This window comes from Okibacterium fritillariae, assembly GCF_052783725.1.
Genome location: NZ_CP199917.1, coordinates 886,133 through 909,401, shown reverse-complemented (window position 1 = coordinate 909,401; position 23,269 = coordinate 886,133). Strand labels below are relative to the sequence as shown.

Annotated in this window: 20 protein-coding genes; 7 read left to right on the top strand and 13 right to left on the bottom strand. The window is 68.2% G+C overall.

Annotated features, from left to right (window positions below):
* Window positions 1-18 precede the first annotated feature (18 nt).
* Together ACUWEX_RS04335 and ACUWEX_RS04330 are read left to right on the top strand one after the other, a co-directional pair.
* Window positions 19-375, top strand: a complete 357-nt coding sequence (locus ACUWEX_RS04335; protein WP_079727007.1) for a YrdB family protein — start codon at window positions 19-21, stop codon at window positions 373-375.
* The gene (locus ACUWEX_RS04330; protein ID WP_445997231.1) at window positions 372-1,745 is read left to right on the top strand and encodes an FAD-binding oxidoreductase; all 1,374 of its coding nucleotides are present in this window, start codon (window positions 372-374) and stop codon (window positions 1,743-1,745) included. The genes ACUWEX_RS04335 and ACUWEX_RS04330 overlap by 4 nt, the downstream gene beginning before the upstream one ends.
* Before the next feature lie 12 nt (window positions 1,746-1,757).
* Here the strand turns inward: ACUWEX_RS04330 and nagB are convergent, their stop codons facing one another.
* The 8 genes from nagB to ACUWEX_RS04290 all read right to left on the bottom strand — a co-directional run bounded on the left by nagB (window position 1,758) and on the right by ACUWEX_RS04290 (window position 12,830).
* Window positions 1,758-2,549: a glucosamine-6-phosphate deaminase gene (gene nagB / locus ACUWEX_RS04325; RefSeq protein WP_445997230.1), complete on the bottom strand. Its 792-nt coding sequence runs from the start codon at window positions 2,547-2,549 to the stop codon at window positions 1,758-1,760.
* Between the two features lie 82 nt (window positions 2,550-2,631).
* A complete protein-coding gene (locus tag ACUWEX_RS04320; RefSeq protein WP_445997229.1) occupies window positions 2,632-3,624 on the bottom strand; it encodes an ROK family protein in 993 nt (330 codons plus the stop codon).
* On the bottom strand, window positions 3,621-5,336 hold the full coding sequence (locus tag ACUWEX_RS04315) for a glycoside hydrolase family 3 protein (protein WP_445997228.1): 1,716 nt from the start codon (window positions 5,334-5,336) through the stop codon (window positions 3,621-3,623). The genes ACUWEX_RS04320 and ACUWEX_RS04315 overlap by 4 nt, the downstream gene beginning before the upstream one ends.
* On the bottom strand, window positions 5,333-6,304 hold the full coding sequence (locus ACUWEX_RS04310; protein WP_079727002.1) for a carbohydrate ABC transporter permease: 972 nt from the start codon (window positions 6,302-6,304) through the stop codon (window positions 5,333-5,335). Before ACUWEX_RS04310 ends, ACUWEX_RS04315 begins: the two co-directional genes overlap by 4 nt.
* Entirely contained in the window at window positions 6,301-7,302 is a 1,002-nt protein-coding gene (locus ACUWEX_RS04305) for a carbohydrate ABC transporter permease (RefSeq protein WP_445997227.1), read from the bottom strand. The genes ACUWEX_RS04310 and ACUWEX_RS04305 overlap by 4 nt, the downstream gene beginning before the upstream one ends.
* A gap of 81 nt (window positions 7,303-7,383) precedes the next feature.
* The gene (locus ACUWEX_RS04300; RefSeq protein WP_079727000.1) at window positions 7,384-8,649 is read right to left on the bottom strand and encodes an extracellular solute-binding protein; all 1,266 of its coding nucleotides are present in this window, start codon (window positions 8,647-8,649) and stop codon (window positions 7,384-7,386) included.
* Between the two features lie 60 nt (window positions 8,650-8,709).
* Window positions 8,710-9,936 carry an ROK family transcriptional regulator gene (locus ACUWEX_RS04295; RefSeq protein ID WP_079726999.1) on the bottom strand — a complete coding sequence of 409 codons (1,227 nt, stop codon included), beginning with the start codon at window positions 9,934-9,936 and terminating at the stop codon, window positions 8,710-8,712.
* Between the two features lie 113 nt (window positions 9,937-10,049).
* Window positions 10,050-12,830 carry a helix-turn-helix transcriptional regulator gene (locus tag ACUWEX_RS04290; RefSeq protein WP_445997226.1) on the bottom strand — a complete coding sequence of 927 codons (2,781 nt, stop codon included), beginning with the start codon at window positions 12,828-12,830 and terminating at the stop codon, window positions 10,050-10,052.
* Between the two features lie 348 nt (window positions 12,831-13,178).
* Between ACUWEX_RS04290 and ACUWEX_RS04285 the strand changes: the two genes are divergently transcribed.
* A complete protein-coding gene (locus ACUWEX_RS04285) occupies window positions 13,179-13,961 on the top strand; it encodes a hypothetical protein (protein WP_445997225.1) in 783 nt (260 codons plus the stop codon).
* Between the two features lie 62 nt (window positions 13,962-14,023).
* Complete coding sequence (locus tag ACUWEX_RS04280) at window positions 14,024-14,440, top strand: hypothetical protein (protein WP_079726996.1); 417 nt, start codon at window positions 14,024-14,026, stop codon at window positions 14,438-14,440.
* An 85-nt stretch (window positions 14,441-14,525) separates the two neighbouring features.
* On the opposite strand, the gene ACUWEX_RS04275 is transcribed toward ACUWEX_RS04280, so the two are convergent.
* Complete coding sequence (locus ACUWEX_RS04275; RefSeq protein WP_077053780.1) at window positions 14,526-15,743, bottom strand: NADP-dependent isocitrate dehydrogenase; 1,218 nt, start codon at window positions 15,741-15,743, stop codon at window positions 14,526-14,528.
* Between the two features lie 176 nt (window positions 15,744-15,919).
* On the opposite strand from ACUWEX_RS04275, the gene ACUWEX_RS04270 reads away from it, so the two are divergent.
* The 3 genes from ACUWEX_RS04270 to ACUWEX_RS04260 all read left to right on the top strand — a co-directional run bounded on the left by ACUWEX_RS04270 (window position 15,920) and on the right by ACUWEX_RS04260 (window position 17,540).
* Window positions 15,920-16,372 (top strand): GNAT family N-acetyltransferase, encoded by a 453-nt coding sequence (locus ACUWEX_RS04270; protein WP_079726995.1) that lies wholly within the window; start codon window positions 15,920-15,922, stop codon window positions 16,370-16,372.
* Between the two features lie 73 nt (window positions 16,373-16,445).
* The gene (locus ACUWEX_RS04265) at window positions 16,446-16,865 is read left to right on the top strand and encodes an MGMT family protein (protein WP_234990961.1); all 420 of its coding nucleotides are present in this window, start codon (window positions 16,446-16,448) and stop codon (window positions 16,863-16,865) included.
* A 120-nt stretch (window positions 16,866-16,985) separates the two neighbouring features.
* On the top strand, window positions 16,986-17,540 hold the full coding sequence (locus ACUWEX_RS04260) for a hypothetical protein (protein ID WP_079726993.1): 555 nt from the start codon (window positions 16,986-16,988) through the stop codon (window positions 17,538-17,540).
* Window positions 17,541-17,638: 98 nt separating this feature from the next.
* Here the strand turns inward: ACUWEX_RS04260 and ACUWEX_RS04255 are convergent, their stop codons facing one another.
* The 4 genes from ACUWEX_RS04255 to ddaH all read right to left on the bottom strand — a co-directional run bounded on the left by ACUWEX_RS04255 (window position 17,639) and on the right by ddaH (window position 23,213).
* Window positions 17,639-19,453, bottom strand: coding sequence for an ABC transporter ATP-binding protein (locus ACUWEX_RS04255; protein WP_445997224.1), 1,815 nt, complete (start codon window positions 19,451-19,453; stop codon window positions 17,639-17,641).
* Window positions 19,450-21,447 (bottom strand): ABC transporter ATP-binding protein, encoded by a 1,998-nt coding sequence (locus ACUWEX_RS04250; RefSeq protein ID WP_445997223.1) that lies wholly within the window; start codon window positions 21,445-21,447, stop codon window positions 19,450-19,452. The genes ACUWEX_RS04255 and ACUWEX_RS04250 overlap by 4 nt, the downstream gene beginning before the upstream one ends.
* A 244-nt stretch (window positions 21,448-21,691) precedes the next feature.
* Complete coding sequence (locus ACUWEX_RS04245; RefSeq protein WP_445997222.1) at window positions 21,692-21,829, bottom strand: hypothetical protein; 138 nt, start codon at window positions 21,827-21,829, stop codon at window positions 21,692-21,694.
* A 172-nt stretch (window positions 21,830-22,001) separates the two neighbouring features.
* On the bottom strand, window positions 22,002-23,213 hold the full coding sequence (ddaH, locus tag ACUWEX_RS04240) for a dimethylargininase (RefSeq protein WP_445997221.1): 1,212 nt from the start codon (window positions 23,211-23,213) through the stop codon (window positions 22,002-22,004).
* Window positions 23,214-23,269: the final 56 nt, after the last annotated feature.

Below are 23,269 nucleotides of genomic sequence, written 5' to 3'. Positions count from 1 at the left end.
CGCGCCTAAGATTGACGGGTGCAGAACCAACGAACCACCCCCGCAATCGGCGTCCTCGCCATCATCCGTTTCGTGCTCGAGATCACGGCATTCGTCGTGCTCGCGGTGTGGGGTTTCGTCACATGGCCGTTCCCGTGGAACATCCTCGTCGGTGTGCTCGCACCCGTTCTCGCCATCGTGCTGTGGGCCCTGTTCCTGTCGCCCAAGGCCGTGCTGCGGGTCGACCCGTTCGGCAAGGCGCTCATCGAGATGCTCATCATGTTCTCGGCGGCCTTCGCGTTCCTGCAGCTGGGTCTCTGGCCCGTCGCGATCGTCTTCGCCGTGCTCGCCGTCGTCACGGGTGTGCTCAACGGGCGTAAAGAGCTGTCCGCATGACCTCGGCGCGGGTGCTCGAGCGCCTGACGGCCGCGCTCGGCGACCGGGTGGTCACGAGCCCCGACGCGCTCGACGAGGCCCGCGCCGATAAATCCGGCCACCGCTCCGACGCGCCGCCCCTCGCCGTCGTCGAGGCCGCGAGCATCGACGACGTGCAGCAGACCCTGCGCATCGCCACCGAGACCGGCACGCCCGTGGTTCCGCGCGGCGCGGGCACGGGGCTCGCGGGCGGCGCCATCGCCTCGGGCGGCGAGATCGCGCTGTCGCTGCGCTCGATGGACCGCGTGCTCGAGATCGACGAGAACGATCTGATCGCGGTCGTCGAGCCCGGCATTCTCAACGGCGAGTTCGGCCGCATCCTGGCCGAGCGGGGCCTGTGGTTCGCACCCGACCCCGCGTCGAAAGAGATCTCCACCGTCGGCGGCAACATCGCGACCAACGCGGGCGGCCTGCTCTGCGCCAAATACGGTGTCACGCGCGACGCCGTGCTGGCGCTCAAGATCGTGCTCGCCGACGGCACGCTCATGTCGCTCGGGCACCGCAGCGTCAAGGGCGTCACCGGCCTCGACCTGACGGCGCTGCTCGTCGGTTCCGAAGGCATCCTGGGCGTCATCGTCGAGGCCACCGTGCGCGTGCGCCGCGCCGTTCCCGGTGTCGTCACGACGCTCGCGGCCACCTTCCCTCACGTCACGGATGCCGCGGCGGCCTGTTCCGCCATCACGGCCGCCGGCATCCAGCCCGCCGTCATGGAGTTGCTCGAACCCACGGCACTGGCCGCCATCCACGACTACCTGGGGCTCGAGGCCCCCACGCCGGGTCGCACGCAGATCATGGTGCAGACCGACGGACCGCTCTCGGCCGACGATGCGCGCGCTTGCCTCGCGATCATCGAGGCCAACGGTGGGGTCGGCGAGGTCGCGGCGAACGAGGCCGACGGCGAGCGCCTGCTCTCCATCCGGCGCGCCATGCATCCCGCCATGGAGAAGCTCGGACACCCGTTGATCGAAGACGTGTCGGTTCCGCGCAGCGCGCTCGTGCCCATGTTCGAGGCCATCCAGGAGGTCGAGCGCGAGTTCGGCATCAGCATCCCCACCGTGGCGCACGCGGGCGACGGCAACCTGCACCCCAACTTCGTCTACCAGGGCGACGAGGTGCCCGAGGTCATCTGGCAGGCCGCCGACGCGCTGTTCCTGGCGGCGATCCGGCTGGGCGGCACGCTCACGGGCGAGCACGGCATCGGCATCCTGAAGCGGCGCTGGCTCGAGGACGAGTTGGGCGCCGAGCAAGTCGACCTGCAACGCCGCATCAAGGCGACGTTCGACCCGCAGGGGTTGCTCAACCCGGGCAAGGTCTTCGACCCGATCGTGTGAGGCGCCGCCGGTTCAGTCGGCGTCGGGCACGCGCTGCCACACGGGTTTGTTCGCAAACGTGTGCCGGTAATAGTCGGTGAGCGTGAGAGCGGATGCCGCGGCCTCATCGAGCACGACAACCGCCCGCGGGTGGAACTGCAGCACCGAACCCGGGCACATCGCGCTCACGGGCCCCTCGACCATGGCGGCCACGGCGCGCGCCTTCGCCTCGCCCTGCGCGACCAGCACGGCCTCGCGGGATTCGAGGATGGTGCCGAGCCCCTGTGTGAGGCAATGCGTCGGCACGTCCGCCGGGTCGTCGAAGAACCGGGCGTTGTCGGCGCGGGTCTGGGGCGCGAGCGTTTTCAACCGCGTGCGCGAGGCGAACGACGAGGTCGGCTCGTTGAAACCGATGTGCCCGTTCGACCCGATGCCGAGAATCTGCAGGTCGATGCCGCCCGCGTCGGCGATGGCGCGCTCATAATCCTGGGCGGCCTGTTCGAGGTCGGCCGCCCGGCCGTCGGGCACGCGCACGTTCTCGGGTCGCAAGCCGAGCGGCTCGACCACCTGTGAGCGGATGACGCGGGCATAGCTCTCGGGATGCGTGTCGCTGATGCCCACATACTCGTCGAGCGCGAAACCCCGCACGCCCGAGAGGTCGAGCCCGCGCGCGACGGCGCCGGCCAGTTCGGCGTAGATCGCCGTGGGAGACGACCCGGTGGCGAGACCCCACACGAGCGCCGGACGGGCGCGCGCCCGGGCTTCGACGAGGCGCGCGGCATACCGGCCGACGTCGGCAGGGGTGGGGAGGATGACGATTTCCACGGTGATACTCCAGCGGTGAGGGGTCGGGGCGGTGAAGACGGGTGGGGCGGGGTAGGCGGGCGGGGCGGCCGGCGTGATGTCGCTAGGCGACCGTCGCCACGCTCTCGTCCGGGATGCTTGCGTCGGGAATGCTCGCATCCGGCATTCCGACGAGGGCCGCCCCGACCGCCGCCGCGGGGAACGCATCGGGGATGAAGCGCATGCGGGAGGCCAGCTCGAGCGAGGCGAGGAACGGCGAGCGCTCCCCCCATCCGGCGAACACCTCGACCACGTCGTCGCGCAGTCGATCGCCGAGCGCCGTCAGGCCACCCCCGACCACGACATCCTCGACGTCGACCGTGAGCACGAGCACGCGCACGGCGTTGGCCACACCCTGCGCCACGCTGTGACGCACCCGGCGGGCGTCGGCACTGCCCTGGTCGGCGCGATCGAAGAGGTCGAGCGGCGGGATCGGATGCGACGTGGGCCATTGCCGGGCGATCGCCGACCCCGAGGCGACGGTTTCGAGGCATCCACGCTGACCGCATTTGCAGAGCACACCCGCGGGATCGACCACGATGTGCCCGATCTCGCCCGCCGTGCCGCGGGAGCCCCGCCAGAGCCGGCCCCCAATGACGATGCCGGCGGCGAGTCCCGTGCCCAGGTTGAGGTAGGCCATGGACTGCGCCGAGTCGTCGTCGCGCGTGGCGATGCCGCGGGGCACGCTATCGCGGCTCAGCAGGTGGAAGGCGCCGAGGGCTGCGGCCTTCACATCGTTCTCGACGCTGACGGGCGCACCGACGATGGCCGAGAGTTCGCGCCCGAGTTCGAGTTCTTCCACATCGAGGTTCACGGCGTGCTGCACGCGGCCGGCCAGCCGGTCGACCTGACCCGGGATGCCGACACCGATCGACGCCACCTCGTGCGGCGCCATGCCCGCCAGGGCCGCCAGCTCGGTGACCCCCCGCACGGCCGTGGCGACGACCTGCTCGGGGCCGCGGCCGGTGGCGAAGCGCCGGCGTTCGATCACCGTGCCCGCTTCGTCGATGACGACCGCGTCGGTTTTGGTGCCGCCGATATCGAGGCCGATTCTCATGTCTGCTCCCCCACGATCAGGTCGAGCAGCGCGTCGCCGGCGAGGCGCGAGGCACCCCAGGTGGCGACGTCGGCGTAGCTCAGGGTCGGGTCGGGCCAGCCCATGTCGATGACCACGACGTCGTCCCCGCGCTCGGCGCGCAGCGCGTCGATGGCGGCCACCGCGGCGGCGCGACGATGGATGTCTTTGCCGACGACGAGCACCGGGCCCGCGTCGATTCCGCTCGCGTCGAAGGAGCCCTGCTCGGGAATGGTCGCGGAGGGTACGTCGGAGAATCGCTGCAGCCGCTGCGCGCGTTCGGAGCCTGCGAAGCCTGCGGAGCCTGCGATGGCGGCGTCGGCGGCCGCGAAGGGCCCCCAGGGCGATGCTCCCACGGCGATGTTGGCGACGCTCTCGACCGTGACGACCGTCAACGGTTCCCCCCGCCGCGTGCGGGCGAGCACGCCGTCGGCCCGATCGTTGACGTCGAAGACCGAGCGCACGCGGGCCCGCTCCCCCGACGTGCCCAGCTCCGCTCGGGAGGAATCGCGCGCGGTCTCCGGCGAGGACACGGTCAGCGCCGCCGCGTCAGACCTCCCACCGCCGGAACCCGCCGAATCCGAAGCCTCCGCCGCGGAAACCCGAGCCTCAGCGGTCCGCTCGGCCAGCCAGGCCACGCGAGTGGATGCCTCGGCCACCCGCTCAGCCGACAGCCGGCCCTCTTCCACCGCACGCAACACGTGCTCGAGGATCTCGCCGATCTCGGCATCCGAGTTGTCGGTGCCGATGCACAGCAGGTCGCAGCCGGCCCCCAGCGCACGCACGGCCGCCTCGGGGATGCCGATCTCGCCCGACGAACCCACCATGTCGAGCGCGTCGGACACGATGACGCCCGTGAATCCGAGTTCGCCGCGCAAGATTCCCTCGAGAATCGGCGCGGAAAATGTCGCCTGGTTCGCCTCGTCGATGGCTGGCACGAGGATGTGCGAGGTCATGACGGTGAGCGTGCCCGCCTCGACGGCCGCACGGAACGGCTCCAATTCGCGCGAGCGCAGTGTCGCGGCATCCACGTCGATCACGGGGAGCGCGAGGTGCGAGTCGGAGGACGTGTCGCCGTGGCCCGGGAAATGTTTGGCGCAGGCCGCGACGCCGGCCGCCTGCACGCCGCGGGTCCAGGCGGCCGAATGCCGGGCCACGAGAGCCTCGTCGGCGCCGAAGCTGCGCACGCCGATGACGGGGTTGAGCGGGTTGGAGTTGACGTCGACATCCGGCGCGAAGGTGAGGGTGCATCCCGTTTCGGCGAGCTCCTCCCCCACGCGGTGCGCGACCGCGAAGGTGTAGTCCAGGTCATCCAACCGCCCGAGAATGGCGTTGCCGGGGTAGGGCGAACCCTCGAGGTGGTGCACCCGCGTGACGTCGCCGCCCTCCTCGTCGATCGCGATGACGACCTGCGAGTTGGCGCGCGCGAGGGATGCCGTGAGCTCGGCCAGCTGCGCCCGCGAGGCCACGTTCGGCCCGAACAGGCAGACCGCCCCGAGCCCCTGCTCGAGCCGCGCCTCGACCCAGGCGGGCGCGGTGGTGCCCACGAAACCCGGCATGAGGGTCGAGAGGATCTGCCGCGACAGCTCGGCTGCCGACGGAGAAGGACTCGACGGAGAAGGACTCGACGGAGAAGGACTCGACGCAGAGGGGTTCGACGCGACGCCGATCCCCGAGGTGACGACGCCGCTCATCCCTTCACCGCCCCCGACACGAGGCCACCCGTCATGCGCCCCTGCACGATCAGGAAGAAGATCATCACCGGGATGGCAAGCAGCGTCGACCCGGCCATGATCGCGGCCCAGTCGGTGGCCTGCGTGGCCTGCTGGAACGTGCGCAGCCAGATCGGCAGGGTGAAGGCATCCGGTCGCTGCATGATGATGTTGGCCATGGTGAATTCGTTCCAGGCCTGGATGAACGCGAAGATGCCGGTCGAGACCAGCCCCGGCGCGAGCAGCGGGAAGGTGATGCGCCAGAAGGCCTGGCTGCGGCTGCATCCGTCGATCATGGCGGCCTCTTCGAGGTCGGCCGGAACGCCCGCGACGAAACCGCGCAGGGTCCAGATGGTGAATGGCAGCACACCCGAGAGGTAGACGATCGTCAGGCCGATGATGGTGTTGAGCGCCTGCCAGCTGTCGATCATGCCGAAGATGGTGAACATCATGGCCTCGCCGGGGATCATCTGCACGATGAGGATCGCGATGACGAATTGGCGGCGGCCCTTGAAGCGGAATCGCGAGACCGCGAGCGCGCCGAGGAACGCGAAGACCAGGCAGATGGCGAGGGTCAGCAGTGTGACGGCGATCGACACCATGAATGATGTCGGAAAGTTGCCGCGGTCGGGGCGGGCCGGTTCGAACAACACCGTGAGGTAGGCCCGGATGGTGGGCTCACCCGGGAAGAAGCTCGGGGTCGGCGAGACGATGTCGCGGTTCGGTTTGAGGCTCGTCGACACCATCCAATAGACGGGGAAGACCGAGCAGACGAACACGATGACGGCCGTGATCGACAGCACCGTCTTGGTGAGGCGAGCTCGGGCGCGGTAGCCGTTGTTGCTGCGGTTGATGGGCTTGTGCGGCACCGTGCGGGTGCTGGTGCTCACGGCGGGGACGGCGTCTTCGATCGGTTCGGCGTCGCCCGTGATCGACGAGTTCAGGCTCATACTTCTTCCTCTTTCACGGTCTTGCGCACGTAGTAGATCGAGATCAGCAGCATCATGGCGACCATGATGAACGAGACGGCGCCGGCCACCCCGAGGTTGCTGTTGCCGAGGTGATAGATGTAGGTGCCGAAGACGTCGGTCTGCGACGAGATGCCGCCCATGCCCTGCAGGGCATACACCTGGGTGAAGACGCGCAGATCCCAGATCACCTGCAGAATCGTGGTGACCAGCAGGATGCTCTTGAGATAGGGCATCACGATGAGGAAGAAGCGCTTCGGGCCACCGGCTCCGTCGAGCTGCGCGGCCTCGAGCACCTCTTCGGGCACCTGCGTCAGGCCGGCGTAGACCACGAAGGCAACGAACGGGATGGACTGCCACGTGATGATGACGGTCAGCACGGCGAAGAACGACATCGGGTCGATCAGCCACGAATGCCCGGTGAAGGCATCCGATTGGGTGAGCCAGTTGAGCACGTAGTTGAGCAGGCCGTATTTCGTGTCGACGATCCAGCCCCACACGATGGTGGCGCTGAGCGGCGGCATGGCCCAGGCGAGCAGCAGCCCCACCGACATGAGCAGGCGGAAGAACTTGTTGAGCTTCGTCATCATGACGGCGAGCAGGATGCCGATGCCCATCGTGAGCACGACGAGAACCGCCGCGAGCCCGAAGCTGCGGCCGGCCACGGCCCAGAACTCGGCGTCGCCGAGCGTCGACATGTAGTTGTCGAGGCCGATCCACTCGGGCGGGGCGCCGAAGATCTGAGCCTTGCCGTACTTCTGGAACGAGTTGATGGCGAGGCGCACGAGCGGGTAGCCCACCATGATGCCCAGGATGATGATCGACGGGGCGAGCAGCAGCCAGGGGGCCGTGGGAAAGCGCCGGCGCTTCGAGCCGGCGGGCAGATCGGATGGTTCGGCGCGGCGACGTTTCGGAGCGCGGTTGCCGGCTCCTGGATCGGCGTCGGGGGCGGGTGGCGCGGTGACGAGCGAGGTTGTCATGGGTTACTCCCGAGCGAGTGGTGCGAAATCGGTGCGCGGTGCGAGGGGGTGGGCAGAGGCATCCGCCCACCCCCTGCTCGCTTAGGAGTTGAGGATCTCTTCGATCTTGGCGTCGAGTTCCTTGGCGATCTGATCGACGTCGCCGCCCTGGGCGATCTTCACGAACGAGTCCTGCAGCACGTTCGAGGCCTCCACGTCGGCCCACTTGGGCGCGGCGGGGGTGAGCTTCGAGGCGGCGGCGGCCTCAGCGGCGGCCTTGGTCACCGCGTCGTCGGGCAGAGCGGATGCGGCGGACACGAGTCCCGGGATGAGCCCGTTCTCGGCCATGATCTTCTGGTACTCCGGCGACACGAGGATCTTGAGCGCGTCGTAGGCCAGATCCTGGTGCTTGGCCTTCGTGGGGATGGCGATGTTCGAGCCACCGGCGAAGGCGGCCGCGGCCTTGCCCTCGGTCATGCCGGGCAGGGCGAACGCCGTGGCGTCCTTGCCGAACGTGTCGGGGCAACCGGGTGCGGTCGGGTCGTCGGCGGCCGTCGCGAGCGAGCCCGCGAACCAGCTGGGCGCCGACAGGTAGCCGACCTTGCCCTCGCAGAACGGGACCTGCGCGTTGGTCTCGTCGCCGTCCTTCGGAGCGGCGCTGGCCTTCTCATAGACGGTCTGCATCTGGGTCAGGCCCTTGATGCCGCCCGCGGAGGAGAAGCCGGCTTTCCAGGTGTCGCCGTCCTGCTCGGCGACGAAGCCGCCGTTCTCCCACACGTAGGGAAGCACGTTGTACCAGTCGCGGCCGGGAGCGTAGATGCCCGAGACGGTCGAGTCGGCGCTGTGCATCGCCTCGCCGTTGGCCACGTACTCGTCGAGCGTCGTCGGCACGCCGGCCGATGCGATCTGGGGCGTGTAGAACACCACGCGGGCGCCCGAGTAGTAGGGGGCGGCGAAGAACTTCTTGTCGTACGTGCCGGCCTCGACGAAGCCGGGCAGCAGGTCGTCGCCGCCGAGGTCGTCGAACTTGTCGGTCAGGTCGGTGAACGCACCGGCCGAGGTGAAGGCGGCGGCCTGCGTGTTTCCGATCTCCACGACGTCGGGGGCATCGGATCCGCTGAGGGCCGTCGTGTACTTGTCGACGAGGCCCGTCCACTGCTGTTCCTCGATGACGAGCGTCGAACCGGGGTTCTCCTTCTCGAATGTCTTCTTCAGGTAATCGCGCGCGGCGTCGGGGGTGTCGGTTCCGACGAGCCAGACGCGGACCTCCGCCGAGCTGTCCGATGTCGATCCACCGCCGGAGCCGGCACAACCGGCGAGGGCGATCACGGCAACCGTTCCGAGTGCCGCGAGGCTGAGTTTCCTCATCTGAATGTTCCTTTCTAGGGCTTTTCAGTTTTTCTAGGGCTGAATGAGTGGGGTTGAGAGCTATGAAACGCCGAGCTGGCCCGAGAGAACCATGACGGCCGCCCCGCGCAGGACGATGTCCTGTCCGAGGGTGGTGAGCCGAAGCGTCAGATCGCCGTGGAATTCGGCCATCGTCCGGTTTCGGAGGGTCTCGACGGTGGCCTGGGCCAACGCTCCGTCGAGAAGTTCTTCGGGCCCCGAGAGCACGATCTGCGACAGATCGAGTGCTCCGACCACGGGGGCGAGCGCGATGCCGAGGCGTTCGCCGGCGTCGCGCAGCAGCTGGTCGATGCGCAGGGCGGCCGTGTCGTCGTCGGTCGCGTCGGCGCGGATGGCCTGGATCTCGGCTTCGAGGCGCGGAATGGCCACCCACGCTTCGAGGCAGGCCGTCTTTCCGCAGGCGCACAGCGGACCACCGTCGGTGCCGACCGTGACGTGACCGATCTCACCGGCCGCGAATCGACTGCCGTAGATGGCGATGCCGCCGAGCAGCAGTCCCGCGCCGACACCGTGGCCGATGCGCACGAGCATGAGGTCGCTCTCGGCGTGCCCGAATCCGTGTTCGGCGAGCACCGCCGCGTTGGCGTCGTTCGAGACGATGACGGGGCACCCGGATGCGTCGGCCACCCGCCGCTGCAACTCGAGGTCGTGCCAGCCGAGGTTCGGTGCGCTGTGCACGATGCCCGCGAGGTCGACGACGCCCGGCGACGCGATGCCGATGCCGAGCACGGGCCGGGTGGATGCCTGCAGCAGGCGTTCGGTCAGGGCGAGCACTTTCGCGACCGCGGGTTCGCCGGTCGCACCCTCGAGCGCCACGTCGATGCGTTCGAGGATCTCCCCGTCGAGGTTCATGACGGCCCCGTGAAAGTCGGAGTAGTCGGACAGGTCGAGCCCGATGATCTGGTGCGCTTCGCGATCGATGTCGATCAGCATGGCGGGTTTACCCGGGCGCACCCCTTCGCGCTGCCCGCGCTCCACGACGAGGCCGTCGGCGATGAGTTCGGCGACGAGGTCCGAGACGGTGACGCGGGTGAGACCCGTTTCGCGCGAGACGTCCGCCCGACTCATCGCGCCGGCCCCGTAGAGGGTCTGCAGAACGAGGGCCCGGTTGTGGTTGCGGGCGTGTTCGGGGAGCACTTTGGCGCTCGGCCGGAGCCGCCGACCGGGCAGATAAGCCGTGGTCTGGGCGGTATTCGGGTGCGCGGCGTCCAGGGTGGAAGAGCCGCGCTGCACTTCCGATGCAGTCATGTTTGTTAGTAAAGCTTACGAACTAATCCATGGCAAGTAATTCGTTCGAGATATCCCGCCTGTTTACCAGACCGTTACATTTTGTGAGGGCGGTTAACAAACGCGAAATGTGGTCACCCGTGCGGGTGCTCCGCCCAGAGGCTTCGCACGGCTTCGAGTTCGTCCCGGCGGCTGATGCCGAGCTTGCGGAACGCACGGTTGACGTGATTTTCGACGGTGCGCACGGACACGCTCAGTCGGGTGGCGATGGTCTGGTTCGGGGTGCCTCCCGCGGCGAGGGCGGTGATTTCGCGCTCGCGCTGCGTGAGTGTCGGGCGTGATGCTTGGGCCTGCACGTGCGCCATCACCTCTGCGTCGAGGGTGCCACCGAGTGACTGGGCGAGCCGCTCGGCCCGGTCGGCGTCGTCGGGCCGGCCGTCCCTTCGGTAGGCGTCGGCGGCGCGGAGGTAGGCGCCCGCGGCATGCACGACCTGGTTGGCGGCGCGCAACCGGTCGCCGGCACTTTCGATCCAGTCCGCTTCTGCGCCCTCGACGCCTCGTAAGTAATCGAGCAGTGGCTCGAAGAGGTTGCCCTCGAGCGCGGCAAAGGGGGGAAGCGACACGATGTCGGGCATGCTCTCGAGAGCCATCACCTCGGTGATCGCGGCCTGCACGGCGAACCCGCGGCGAGCGAATTCCGTGTGGGCGTCGGTCAACAGTCGGCGGGCGGCCTGTTCGTCGCCCCGGGCGTGGGCGATGTGGGCCTCGGCAAAGGGCACCGCCGCGAGCGGAAGCGACGATACCTGCGGCAACCATCGGCGGGCCTGCGCGGCGAGGCTGTCGGCTACGTCGATCTCTCCGCGACGCGCCGCGACGATCGCCCCGAGAACAAGGATTCCTCCATAGATCTCGCGTGACGAGAGTGTCGGCTCGCCCAGCGCGAGAGCGGCGCCGATGGCGTCGTCTGCTTCGGTGTTGCGACCGGTGTGCACGAGGGCCAGCGCGCAGACGTATGACTGATCGCGCAGCGCTTCCGCATCGAGAGCGGCGAGTGCCTCGTCCCGCCACTCCGTGGACCGACTCAAGGCCTCGTCGATGCGCCCCGCCCCGAACAGGGCGAGGGCGGTCACGCGCTGACGCCGTCTGCGCCAGTACAGGTTCTCGTGGGCCGTCCGACCGGTCGCGTCGAGAAGCGCCACGGCGCGGATGAACCATCCCTTCGCCTGAAACACATCGGCGAGCGCGATCGATGCTTCATCGGCTGCCGGCCCGCGCCCGGTGAGAGCGGCATTCTCGGCCGCGACTCCGTCGATCACTGCCTGCAGACGCTGCTCGCTCTCGGGCGAGAATCCCTGCGCCCGTATCTCTGCCTCGAGACCGACGGCCTCGACGGCGCAGCTCAGACCGGGCAGATGTGCGCGAGCATGATCGATCACGTGCGACAACCCGACCGGGAGCTCGGGCTGCGCCTCCCATCCGTCTTTCCGTGGGGGCGTGTCCGCCCGCTCGTGCGACCCCGCCTGCACCAGTGCTCGGGATCTCGCCGCCGCCTCAGCGACGATGGCTCGATTCGCGCGCTGGCCGAGCAACGCCAGGCTCGCACCCGGTTCATCCTCGGCATAGACGGTGGCATCGAGGATCTCTTGCGCACGACGATCGGCATCGGGGCCGGCGTCATGCGCGAGAGCGTCGACGGCGGTGACAGCCGTCATCACACCAGGATGATCGCGCCACGCCTCGAGCGCTCGGGACACCTCGGAGCGCCGATGTTCGGTCACGAGCCGCGCGACCGCGGGATTGCGCACGGCTTCCCACTCGAGGGATGCCGGCCTCGAGCCCAGCGTGGCCGACATGATTGACGGGCTCAACGGGCTCGACGGGATCGACGGGGCTGATGATCGACGCCCCTGCGCCGTAGCCGTAGCCGTAGCCGTAGCGGCAGCCCCCTCCCACGCCTCGGCGCCTCCCTGATCGATCGCGACGCGCTCGGCGAGGCGCACGCGTCGCGCGCTGATGGGTTGGTGGCGGTAGTACTCGGCGATCAGGGGCGGATTGACGGCGACCATCACCCTCGCCCCGTTCTGGAAGACGGTGACGAGGCCGCGGGCCTCCAGCTCTTCGAGGACGGTCGACCCGATCAAACGCGTGCATCGTTCGATCGTGACGATGCCGGCCACGGCGAGGACCTCGAGCCCCTCGCGGAGCGGTGCGGTGAGCGGGTAGAGAATCTCGGTCAGATGGGGTGCGAGCGCGGGATGCCAGAGATCATCCCCGGCATGCCAGGTGCCGGCACTCTCGCTGAGAATGCCGTGCTGCCGCCCCGCTCGGGCCACCGCGACGACCAACCGCGGGAGCCCGCCCGACTTCGAGAACACCCGCCCGGCCGTGTGCGCGTCGACCCCACCGCCGAGGACGTCTTCGAGCAGGGCGCGCACTTCTTCGTAGCGCAGGGGCGGAAGGACCACACGGACGACCCGACGCTCGAGCACGTGCACGGCCCCCGAACCCTCGGGGGCATGAGCGTCGAGAGCGTAGAGGACGGGCACATCGGTGAGTCGTTGCACCACGGAGATGACACCCCAGCTCTCGGCGTCGACGGCGGCCGCGTCATCGACCAGGATGAGGGTGGGCCGCGCCAACACCCGCCCCGCCAACGCGTCGATTCGAGCCGAAATGGGGCTTTCGACCCCGAGGCTCGGCCTGACCCCTGCCACGTCGAGAGCTTCGAGGGCGTGCGTGCGAAGGGCGAACTCGCCCGACACCGAGAGCGTGTCGAACCCCTCCTGCCGCACGGCCCGCTCCGCTCCCCGCAGCAGGGCACTGCGCCCGCTCCCCCACGCGCCGCGCACCTCGACCGAGACGCCCTCCCGCACGTGCGAGAGCACGGCAGCCAACTCGCGGCGCCTGACACTCATCTCACTCGCCTTCCCCACGCATACCCCTTGACTCAACACTCCAATATATCGATACGCCATTGCCGGCCGGAAACTTTCAGTGACCCGTCGACCCACTACTCACGCACGACCATCTCGACACTCAGGCGAGACCAGGAACTACTCACTGACAGCGCCGCTCTGCACGGATCACCCCTTCGACTACTCAAAGTTCGAACCGTGCTACTCAAATACCCAGATCAGAGGCTATATATGCTCTCGTCCTGCCTACCATTATGAGGCACGGCTCCGTCGAAGATTTCGACCGGTCGAACTGACACACATCACATCGATCGAGAGCCGACACCCCGCTCACTGAAAGGCACAACGATGATTCGAGTCGAACGTCTTCGCTCCGACGGCTCTCCCGAGCGCGGCGACCTCGTCGCCACCGACACCGGGGTGGTGTACATCTTCCCCGCCGAGGTGCCGGCCTCCGAGCGGCGCACGGGTCGCGGCTGGTATCAACACCGCGTGGGCTACATCGTCTACGAATGCGACCTGAGCTGGACCGTGCGCAACATCGGCAACCGCATCATCCACGACTTGATCGACGACCGTCTCGACGCGCTCGCGACCATTGCAGCCTCCGAGGGGTTTCGCATCACGGCCCTCGGGCGCCCCGATCGCCTTGTCGACATGAAACTGCCCGTCACACTCATCGTTCACGAGCGCCCGCGCCGTTTCGCCACCCTGTCCACCACCTCGGGCAAGGTGTTCCTCTTCCCCGAGCGCGTCCCCGCCAAACAGCGTCGCGTGGGCGCCGGGTCTGGCGAGCTGTTCCTCGGCCGCGTGCGCCGCACGGTGCGTGGGTGGGACATCGAACTCGAGTCTGGCGAGCGTGGCGAGACCGAGCGCGAGTCACGGGTCGACGCGGTGCATGATCTCGTCCAGTTGTGCGCGTCCATGCGGGAGCCCGCGTCGTCGCCGGAGCCCGCCGCCGCTCCATCGCCGAAACCCGAGACCGCCTGTGTCAGCCTCGACACGCAGCCCGAGGCGACGCCCATGCCCGACATGCCCCGTCGCGGGAACGACTCCACGCGGGTCGTTGCCCCTCTCGCGTATCGAGCCGCCGCGCGATCCACGCGTCCCCTGCAGAGCATGTATGCCTGACGCAGGCCCGTAACCGCCCCCTGATAAGGTCAACTCGTCCACAACACAGAATCGAGGGGCCCGTGTTACGAGCACGCACCAAGACCATTTCCATCATCGGATCGTTCGCCGTCGCCGGCCTCCTCCTCACCGGTTGCGCCGGCGGACAGAGCAAGGCCGACGCGTGCAACGAGCTCAACAAGAGCGTCGAGTCGCTGCAGGATGAGTTGACGTCCAGCGTCAGCAACCTGTCGTCCGACCCCTCGGCCGCCTCCGACGCCATCGACAAGCTCGCGAAGTCGTTCTCCGAGAGCACCGGCAAGGTCACCAACGACGAGGTCAAGCCCGCCGCCGACAAGGCGAACAAGGCCATCACGTCCATGGCCGACGAGTTCGGCAAGTACGCCGACGACCCCACAGCGGCCGACCCCACCGCGCTGTCCGAGAGCGCCACCGACGTGCAGACCACGTTCTCCGACCTGGCAACGCTCTGCAACTAATCCTCGAAACCCGGCGAGCGCACCGGGACTGACGACGAAAAGGGCCCCGATCCGAGGATCGGGGCCCTTTTCGTGTCGCCGGCGACTATTCGCCGATGCGCGCCTTCAGGTTGTCGGCCAGAGTCGCGAGGAACTCTTCAGTCGTCTGGTAAGCCTGGTCGGGGCTGACGAGCAGCGCCAGGTCCTTCGTCATCTTGCCCGATTCGACGGTCTTGATGACGACGTCCTCGAGCGTCGACGCGAAGTCGATGAGCTCCTGGTTGCCGTCGAGCTTGCCGCGGTGCTGCAGGCCGCGCGTCCACGCGTAGATCGACGCGATCGGGTTGGTCGACGTGGGCTTGCCCTGCTGGTGCTGACGGTAGTGGCGCGTGACCGTGCCGTGAGCCGCCTCGGCCTCGACGACCTTGCCGTCGGGCGTGGCGAGCACGCTCGTCATGAGACCCAGCGAGCCGAAGCCCTGCGCCACGGTGTCGGACTGCACGTCGCCGTCGTAGTTCTTGGTGGCCCAGACGTAGCCGCCCTCCCACTTCATGGCCGAGGCGACCATGTCGTCGATGAGGCGGTGCTCGTAGGTGAGGCCCGCGGCGTCGAACTGCTCCTTGAACTCGGCCTCGAAGATCTCCTGGAAGATGTCCTTGAAGCGACCGTCGTAGGCCTTGAGGATGGTGTTCTTGGTCGACAGGTAGACCGGGTAGTTGCGGCTGAGGCCGTAGTTGAGCGAAGCGCGCGCGAAGTCGCGGATCGACGCGTCGAGGTTGTACATGCCCATGGCCACACCCGACGACGGAGCCTCGAAGACCTCGAACTGCTGCGGCTCGGAGCCGTCCTTCGGGGTGAACGTCATGGTGAGCGTGCCGGGGCCGTCGAACAGGAAGTCGGTGGCACGGTACTGGTCGCCGAACGCGTGGCGGCCGACGATGATGGGCTTGTTCCAGCCCGGCACGAGGCGCGGGATGTTCGAGATGATGATGGGCTCGCGGAAGATCACGCCGCCCAGGATGTTGCGGATGGTGCCGTTCGGCGAACGCCACATCTTCTTCAGGCCGAACTCTTCGACGCGTGCCTCGTCGGGCGTGATCGTGGCGCACTTGACGCCGACACCGTGCTTCTGGATGGCGTGCGCAGCATCGACAGTGATCTGGTCGTCCGTCTCATCGCGCTTCTCGATACCGAGGTCGTAGTATTCGAGGTTGATGTCGAGGTAGGGGTGAATGAGGGTGTCTTTGATGGCCTGCCAGATGATCCGTGTCATCTCGTCGCCGTCGAGCTCGACGACCGTGCCTTCAACCTTGATCTTTGACAATGCATACTCCTTGGCTTTCGGCCGGGAAAATGGCCACGGCCAGCTTACCGTCTCGTCGAGAAGTATCTCGACGTCGAGAGAGTTTGGCGCGGGCATCCATCGGTTGACTCATCCCTGAGGATGAACGTTGGGCGTCACACTACCGGCGGGCGAGCATGGCCCGGTACCCTAGGTCTATGTCTGAATTGCGACTGGAAGAGCTGTCCGCGTCGACCATCGTGGCGGTCAACGCCCTCACGCTCAAGCCCGGGCAGGAGCAGTTCGTCGCTCCCGTGTCCTACGCCGTGGCGGCCGCCGTGCTCGACCCGGCCACGAGCTGGCAGCGCGTCGTGCTCGACGGCGACGAGGTCGTCGGTTTCGTGCAGGGCAACTTCGACGAGCACGCCCACCAAGACGAGTTCCGCAGCATCCTGTGGCGCATCAACGTCGACGCCGACGACCAGGGCCGCGGCATCGGCACCTTCGCGGTCGAGGCGCTCCTCACCGAGGCTACGCAGCGCGGTTTCGACCACGTCAACGTCATCTACGAGCCCGGCGAAGACGGCCCCGAGGCCTTCTTCCTGCGCGTCGGCTTCGAGCCGACGGGCGAAACGCAGTACGGCGAAGTCATCGGAAGCCGCGCGCTCTAACCCTCCGCGTCGAGGTGCTCCCGCTCGGGTCACCTCCGCCGACGTCGGCTTCCGCGCGAGTCGCCTCACACGAGTGAGCTCTCCCGATGAGTCCGTCCGTCCCGAGCCCGCGGCATCGTCGCCGGTCGAGACCCTATCCCTGTCGAACGGCGAGCCCATGTCCGAGATCGAGAACCCCTCCGACCCCGAGGCGTTCGTCGAGGCCGTGCTCAGCGTCGTCGACGGCATCCCGGCCGGCCGGGTCATGAGCTACGGGCAGGTGGCCGCCACCCTGGGATCGCGTTCGGCGCGGGGCGTCGGCCGCATCATGGCTCTCCACGGGTCGGATGTCGCGTGGTGGCGCGTCGTGCAGGCGTCGGGTTTCCCACCCGCCGGTCACGACGCTCGCGCGCACGAACACTACGTGGCCGAGGGCACACCCCTCGTCGAGAGCTCGCGCGAACCGGGTTTCCGTGTGGCGCGCTCAGGGTTCGTCGGTCACGAAGACCGATAGGGCGCCTGCCGCGGCCGAGCAGCAGGTCATCCTGAAGTCCGAGCTGCCGGGTACGCGCGGCGGATGGCAGGGCGCGGCGCCCGCGATTGACTGGTTCTACCGTCGACCGAGGAAAAACCCATGCCCCATCGCAGCCGCAGCATTTCGAGCAACCGCCACCCCTCCCGCATCCGCGCCGCCCGCGCCCGCCGCCTCGGTCGCCTGACCGCCGCCACCGCGACCGCCGGCATCGCAGTCGTCGCCCTGACGGGCTGCGGCACCCTCGACGCCTTCGCCACCCTCGGCAACCCCGTCGGGCGCGGCCTCTACGAGACCGCCGCGACGTTCGAGAAGACCGAGACCGCGAAGACCCTCTCCTCCGACTGGCTGCCCGACGATGCCGCGCGCGTGCGCCTCACCTATCGCCACGATGGTTCGGCAGCGCTCCTCATGTTCACGACGGCCCAGAGCCTCGACCAGCTGTGCAGCCCCGCGAACACCGTTCCTGTGCCGGCGCTCGAGGACTCGTGGTGGCCGCAGACGTTGCCCGAGACCGCCTACCTCTGCGGCGACCGCTGGACGGCCTTCGCCGACGGCGGAACGGTCTACGCCTTCACCGGCACCGACACCTCGGCGGGAGCATCCCTGACGTCCGGTGGCGGCGAGGCCCAGACCACGCGCTCTCCCGGTTACTAATCCGGCCGCCTCACTCTCGCCGCACACGCACACACAGAAGCGGTTCGCCAACCCGATGGTCGGCGAACCGCTTCTCTCGTTTTCGGACGAACCCGGTGCTAGACCAACGAGTCACGCCAGGCGGCGTGCAGCTGCGAGAACCGGCCCGTGCCGGCGATCAGATCACCGGGCGTGCCGTCCTCGACGATGCGTCCGTGTTCCATGACGAGCACGCGGTCGGCGATCGCGACCGTCGAGAGGCGGTGCGCGATGATGACGGCCGTGCGGTCGGCCAGCAACGTCTGCAGGGCCTCCTGCACGAGCCGCTCCGACGGGATGTCGAGCGACGCCGTGGCCTCGTCGAGGATCAGCACCTGGGGGTCGGCCAGGAACGCGCGCGCGAACGAGATCAGCTGACGCTGCCCCGCCGAGACGCGCCCGCCGCGCTTGTTCACGTCGGTGTCGTAGCCGTTCGGCAGCGAGCGGATGAACTCGTCGGCGCCGACCGCCCGGGCCGCGCGCTCGATCTCCTCGCGCGAGGCATCCGGTTTGCCGATGGCGATGTTGTCGGCCACCGAACCCGAGAAGAGGTACGCCTCCTGCGTGACCATGACGATGGCTCGTCGCAGGTCTTTGGGGTGCAGCATCCGGAGGTCGACGTCGTCGAGGGTCACGCGCCCGGCCGACGGGTCGTAGAAGCGCGAGATCAGCTTGGCGAGCGTCGACTTGCCCGCACCCGTCGAACCCACGAGCGCGATCGTCTGACCGGCCGGCAGGTCGAGCGTGAAGTCGGGCAGCACGACCGTGTCTTCGTTGTAGGCGAAGCGCACATCCTCGAAACGCACGTGACCCCGGGCCGACCAGAGGTCGACGGGTTTCTCGGGGTCGGGCACGGTCGGCTTCTCCTCGAGCACACCCGAGATCTTCTCGAGCGCGGCCGACGCCGACTGGTAGGAGTTGTAGAACATCGCCATGTCTTCCATGGGGTCGAAGAACCGCCGCGCATAGAGCACGGCCGCGAGCAGCGCACCGATCGCGAGCTGACCGTCGACCACGCGGAACCCACCCACGAGCAACACGGCCGCGACGGTCACGTTGCCGATGAGGATGAGACCCGGGTCGAACACGCCGAAGAGCTGGATGACGCGCGCGTTCACATCGCGATAGTCCTCGACGAGCCCGCCGAATTCCTTCTCGTTGCGGCGCTCCTTGCGGAAGGCCTTCACGGCGCGGATGCCCGTCATGGTCTCGACGAACTGCACGATGAGCTTGGCCGAGGCCACGCGCGACTGCCGGAACAGCTTCTGCGAGCGCACCTGGAACCAGCGCGTGAGGATGAACAGCGGCACGAGCGCGCCGAGCAGCACGAGACCGCTCGTCCAGTCCAGCAGGAACAGCGCGATACCCGTGAACAGGCTATAGAGGATGCCCGAGACGAGTTGATTGATGCCCGAGTCGAGTAGCTCCCGGATGGAGTCCAGGTCGCTCGTCTGGCGCGAGATGATGCGGCCGGAGGTGTAGCTCTCGTGGAACTCGAGGCTCAGCTTCTGCGTCTGCAGGAACACGCGTTTGCGCAGGTCGATCAGGATGGCCTGGCTGACGCGCGCCGCGAGCACCGTGTACCACGCCATGAGCAGCGCGCCGATGACGCCCGTGACGAGGTAGGCGGCAACCGTGAGGATGGCGGGCATCCAGTCTTGGTCGAGCACGGCGGGCAACGCGCGGTCGATGCCGAAAGCGATCAGCGCGGGACCCGCCACCTGAGCGGCGGTCGAGATCGCGACCACCACCATCGTGAGAGCCACTTGAGCTTTCAGTGGCGACAGCAGCGAGCCGAGCAGGCGCGTCGACCGTCGCCGGATGGACTTCGATTCGGCGCGCGTGAAATCGTCACGCTCTTCGCCGGTCACGCCCGAGACAGATGTCTGGCTCATCGGTTGACCTCCATTCCGGTATTGCTTCTGTCGTCGCGGTCGCGATCGGGGTGCGTGTCGTCGAGCCCCTGCCGCACCGCCTCGGTGATCTGGATGTCGCGCTCGGCGTCACCCTCGGTGCGCGTGTCGTCGGCGTCTGCGTTCGGCTCCGCCGCCCCCACGCGACGGCGCTCGGCCGCCTCGCGCTTCTCTTCGTCCTCGAGGCTCGAAATGACGAAACGGTAGTGCTCGTTGGTGGCCAGCAGCTCGGAGTGTGTGCCGACGGCCACGATGCGTCCCTCCTGCATGAGCGCCACGCGGTCGGCGAGCGTCACGGTCGAGGGACGGTGGGCCACGATGAGCGCGGTCGTGGACGAGAGAACGCGGCGGAGCGCCGCCTCGACGAGCGCCTCGGTGTCGACATCCAACGCCGAGAGGGGGTCGTCGAGCACGAGGATCGACGGCGAGGCCGCCACCGCGCGGGCCAGGGCCAGACGCTGACGCTGGCCGCCCGAGAGGCTGAGACCCTCCTCACCCACGGTCGTGTCGACGCCGTCGGGCAGGTTGTGCACGAACGCCGCCTGCGCGATGTCGAGCGCCTCGGCCAAGACACGATCGGCCTCGGGCGAACGCGGGTCGAGGTCGGCCCGGCCGAGCAGCACGTTCTCGCGCACGGTCGCCGAGAACAGCGTCGCATCCTCGAAGGCCATGGCGATGTGGGTGCGCAACTCTTCGCGGGTCAGATCGCGCACGTCCACGCCATCCACGCGCACGGCTCCCCCGGTGACGTCGTAGAGACGCGTCGTCAGGGCCGTGAGCGTCGACTTGCCACAGCCGGTCAACCCGACGAGTGCCATGGTCTCGCCGGGCGTGATGGTGAGGTCGACGCCGTCGATGAGGTCGCCGAAACGTTCGGGCGAGTCCTGGTAGCGGAAGTGCACGTTGTCGAAGCGCAGCTCGCCACGCGGCTCGGCCACGGTGAGGGGATGCTCGGGGTCGGTGATCGCGTTCGGCGAATCCATGACCTCGAAGAACCGGTCGGTGGCGGTGCGCGTGTCGAACGTCATCGACAGCAGGAAGCCGATGGACTCGATCGGGAAGCGCAGCACGGTGGCCGTGGCGAAGAACGCGAACAGCTGTCCGACGGTGATCTGATCAGTGGAAGCCAGCCAGATGCCACCCAGCAGACACAGCGCGAACGCGACATCCGGAAGCAGCAGCAGCCACAGCCAGATGCCCGCGATGGCCTTGGCCTTGGCGATCTCGGTGCCCCGCAGGTCTTCGGCCTGGGCCTCGAAGTTCTTCAGCGCATAGCGCCCACGGCCGAAGGCCTTCAACACACGGATGCCGTGCACGCTCTCCTCGACGGCCGTGGCCAGATCGCCCGCCTGGTCTTGGCTGCGGCGCGCGATCTCGGAGTACTTCTTCTCGAAGACGAACCCGTAGATCCAGATCGGCACGGCCATGACCAGGAAGATGAGGCCCAGCAGCCAGTTCCAGTAGAACAGCACGGCGGCGCCGATGAGGATCGTGACGGTGTTGACCACGAGCAGCACGATGCCGAACGACAACCAGCGGCGGATGAGGCCGAGGTCGCTCACGGCACGCGACAGCAGCTGCCCCGACTGCCAGCGGTCGTGGAACGAAACCGGCAGGTCTTGCAGCTTGGCGTAGAGCGCGTTACGCATCTTGGCCTCGACGTGCGTGCCCGGCGTGAGCACGAACCAGCGCCGCAGCGCGATCATGACGGCCTCGACCACGCCGAGCGCCAGCACGAGCAACACGGCGGGCCAGATCTGGGCCGAATCACCGGTCGACAGCGGGCCGTCGACGAGGCGCTCCAGGATGAGCGGGATGCCGAGGGCCACGACCCCAGCGATGAGGGCGGCCACCATTCCCAGCACGATGCGGGGCACGGCGGACTTCACGTAGGGGTACATGCGCCAGAGCGCCTGCGCCGTGTTCAGGTCGGATTTATGTGAGGGCGGACGTTGGTCGTTCGCGTTTCGAGACATTCGTTGTCAACTCTTCTTTGCGTGGTGCGGGTGCCGCTCTCGGGCGGCGAGGCGTGTCGGCGCGGGCGAGACGGATGCTGGCGCCCCGTGAGTCTGTAACCCCGGGGCCCGGCGCAATAGTTCTCGTGCGGCGACGGATGTGGATGGGTGAGCGCGCGGGGCGCTGGGGGCGCGGTCGGCGACGCCGAACGAACCGGACCCCGATGAAGCGGCGGCCGGTGTGCGGGCGGTGAGCGGACCGGGTTTAGTCGGCGGTCACCGGGTTGTGGGCGGTCGCACGGGCCGTGGCGGGCTTCGTGCGCGGCTGCTCAGCCACGAGGAACGCCGAGACCGCATTGTGCGCGGCGCTGAAGCCGGCTCCGTGAATGCGTGTGATCGTCATGACGCTCCTCCTGGTTTCGTATTCGTCGTCAGTGCCCGCGACGTTGCCGAGCCCCTGATGAGGGGCCTGACGCAGCCGTGGACAGCCCTACAGAATATGAGGAAAGCGGAGCCCGGGGCAAGCGATTCGCCAGAATCGCCCGCAAATGGTTCGTGAACAGCCCGTGAACGGGTCAGCGCACGCGCACCGACAGGCACGTGACGCAACCCTCGCGCTTCTCGAATTCGCTGATGTCGACGCGCACGACCGTGAATCCGAGGTCCTCGATCAACGCGGCCGTCTGCGGCGCGGCGGCCGACAGGAGCACGGTGTCGTCGGAGAGGACGACGACGGCCGACCCCTCGGGCTCGGGCACGGCGCGGAAACGGTCGAAGAGGCGCACGTCGTCGACGAGCGGTTCGTAGCCGATGACGGTGCCGTCGGGCAGAGCCGTGACGGCCGTCTTCAGGTGCAACACCTTCGTGACGGGAACGGCGACGACGACATAGCCCAGCGGGGCGAGCAGCCCGCGCAGCTGGCGCACACCCTCGGCGTTGGTGCGGTCGGAGCGCCCGACATACACGGTGTCGCCGACGGTGAGGATGTCGCCACCCTCGAGTGTTCCGGGCGCCTCGATGCGCTGCACCCGCAGGCCGAAGTCGCGCAGATTGGCCTCGATGCCCTCGACCTCGGGCGCGCGGGACTCGAGCGCGGGGCGCGTGATGACCGCCAGGTCGCCGAAGAGCGCGACGACGTCCTCGACGAACACCGAGTCGGGCAGGCCGTCGGCGAACGGCAGCTCGGAGGTGGACCAGCCGTTGGCCTCGAACGCCTTGACGTAGGCATCCCACTGCTCGTCGACCTTGTCGCTGTCGACCGGGACGCGCTCGAGGTGGGTGACCACGCCGTCGTCATACGTGGATGCCGGCATGCGCACGATCGCGATGCGCCGGTCGTTCGCCCGGGCCGACGCCCCGCGCCGCAGCACGGCGTTGTAGACGAGGCGCCCGAGCGTGGCCGCGAACACGATGTAGAGCAGGATGAAGACGGTGTTGACGCCCAGCAGGGTGCCGAAGAGGTAGGCCACGACGCTGCCGTCGAGCACCTGGCCGCCCTGCAGAATGGGGATCAGGAGGCCGATGATGCCCGCGACGATGCCGGCCACGAGGCCCGCGGGAACAGCCGTGAACCAGACACGCAGCCCGCCGGCGAGCGCGAGCGCGAAGATGATGACGAAGCCGATGAGGCTCGCGATCGAGAAGTAGCTGTTGGCCGAGCCGATGATGGCCGAGGTGAACTGGTTCGAGAAGAAGAACGCGAACACCGTGGCGACATGGACGCCCACCGCAACCGTGAGAGCGGCCAACAGAGATGCGACGAGCCGGCGGCCCCAGGTAACAGACATGACTCACACCCTAGGGGTGATGTCTATGACGAAACTGTGGACCGCCGGCTCGGCGG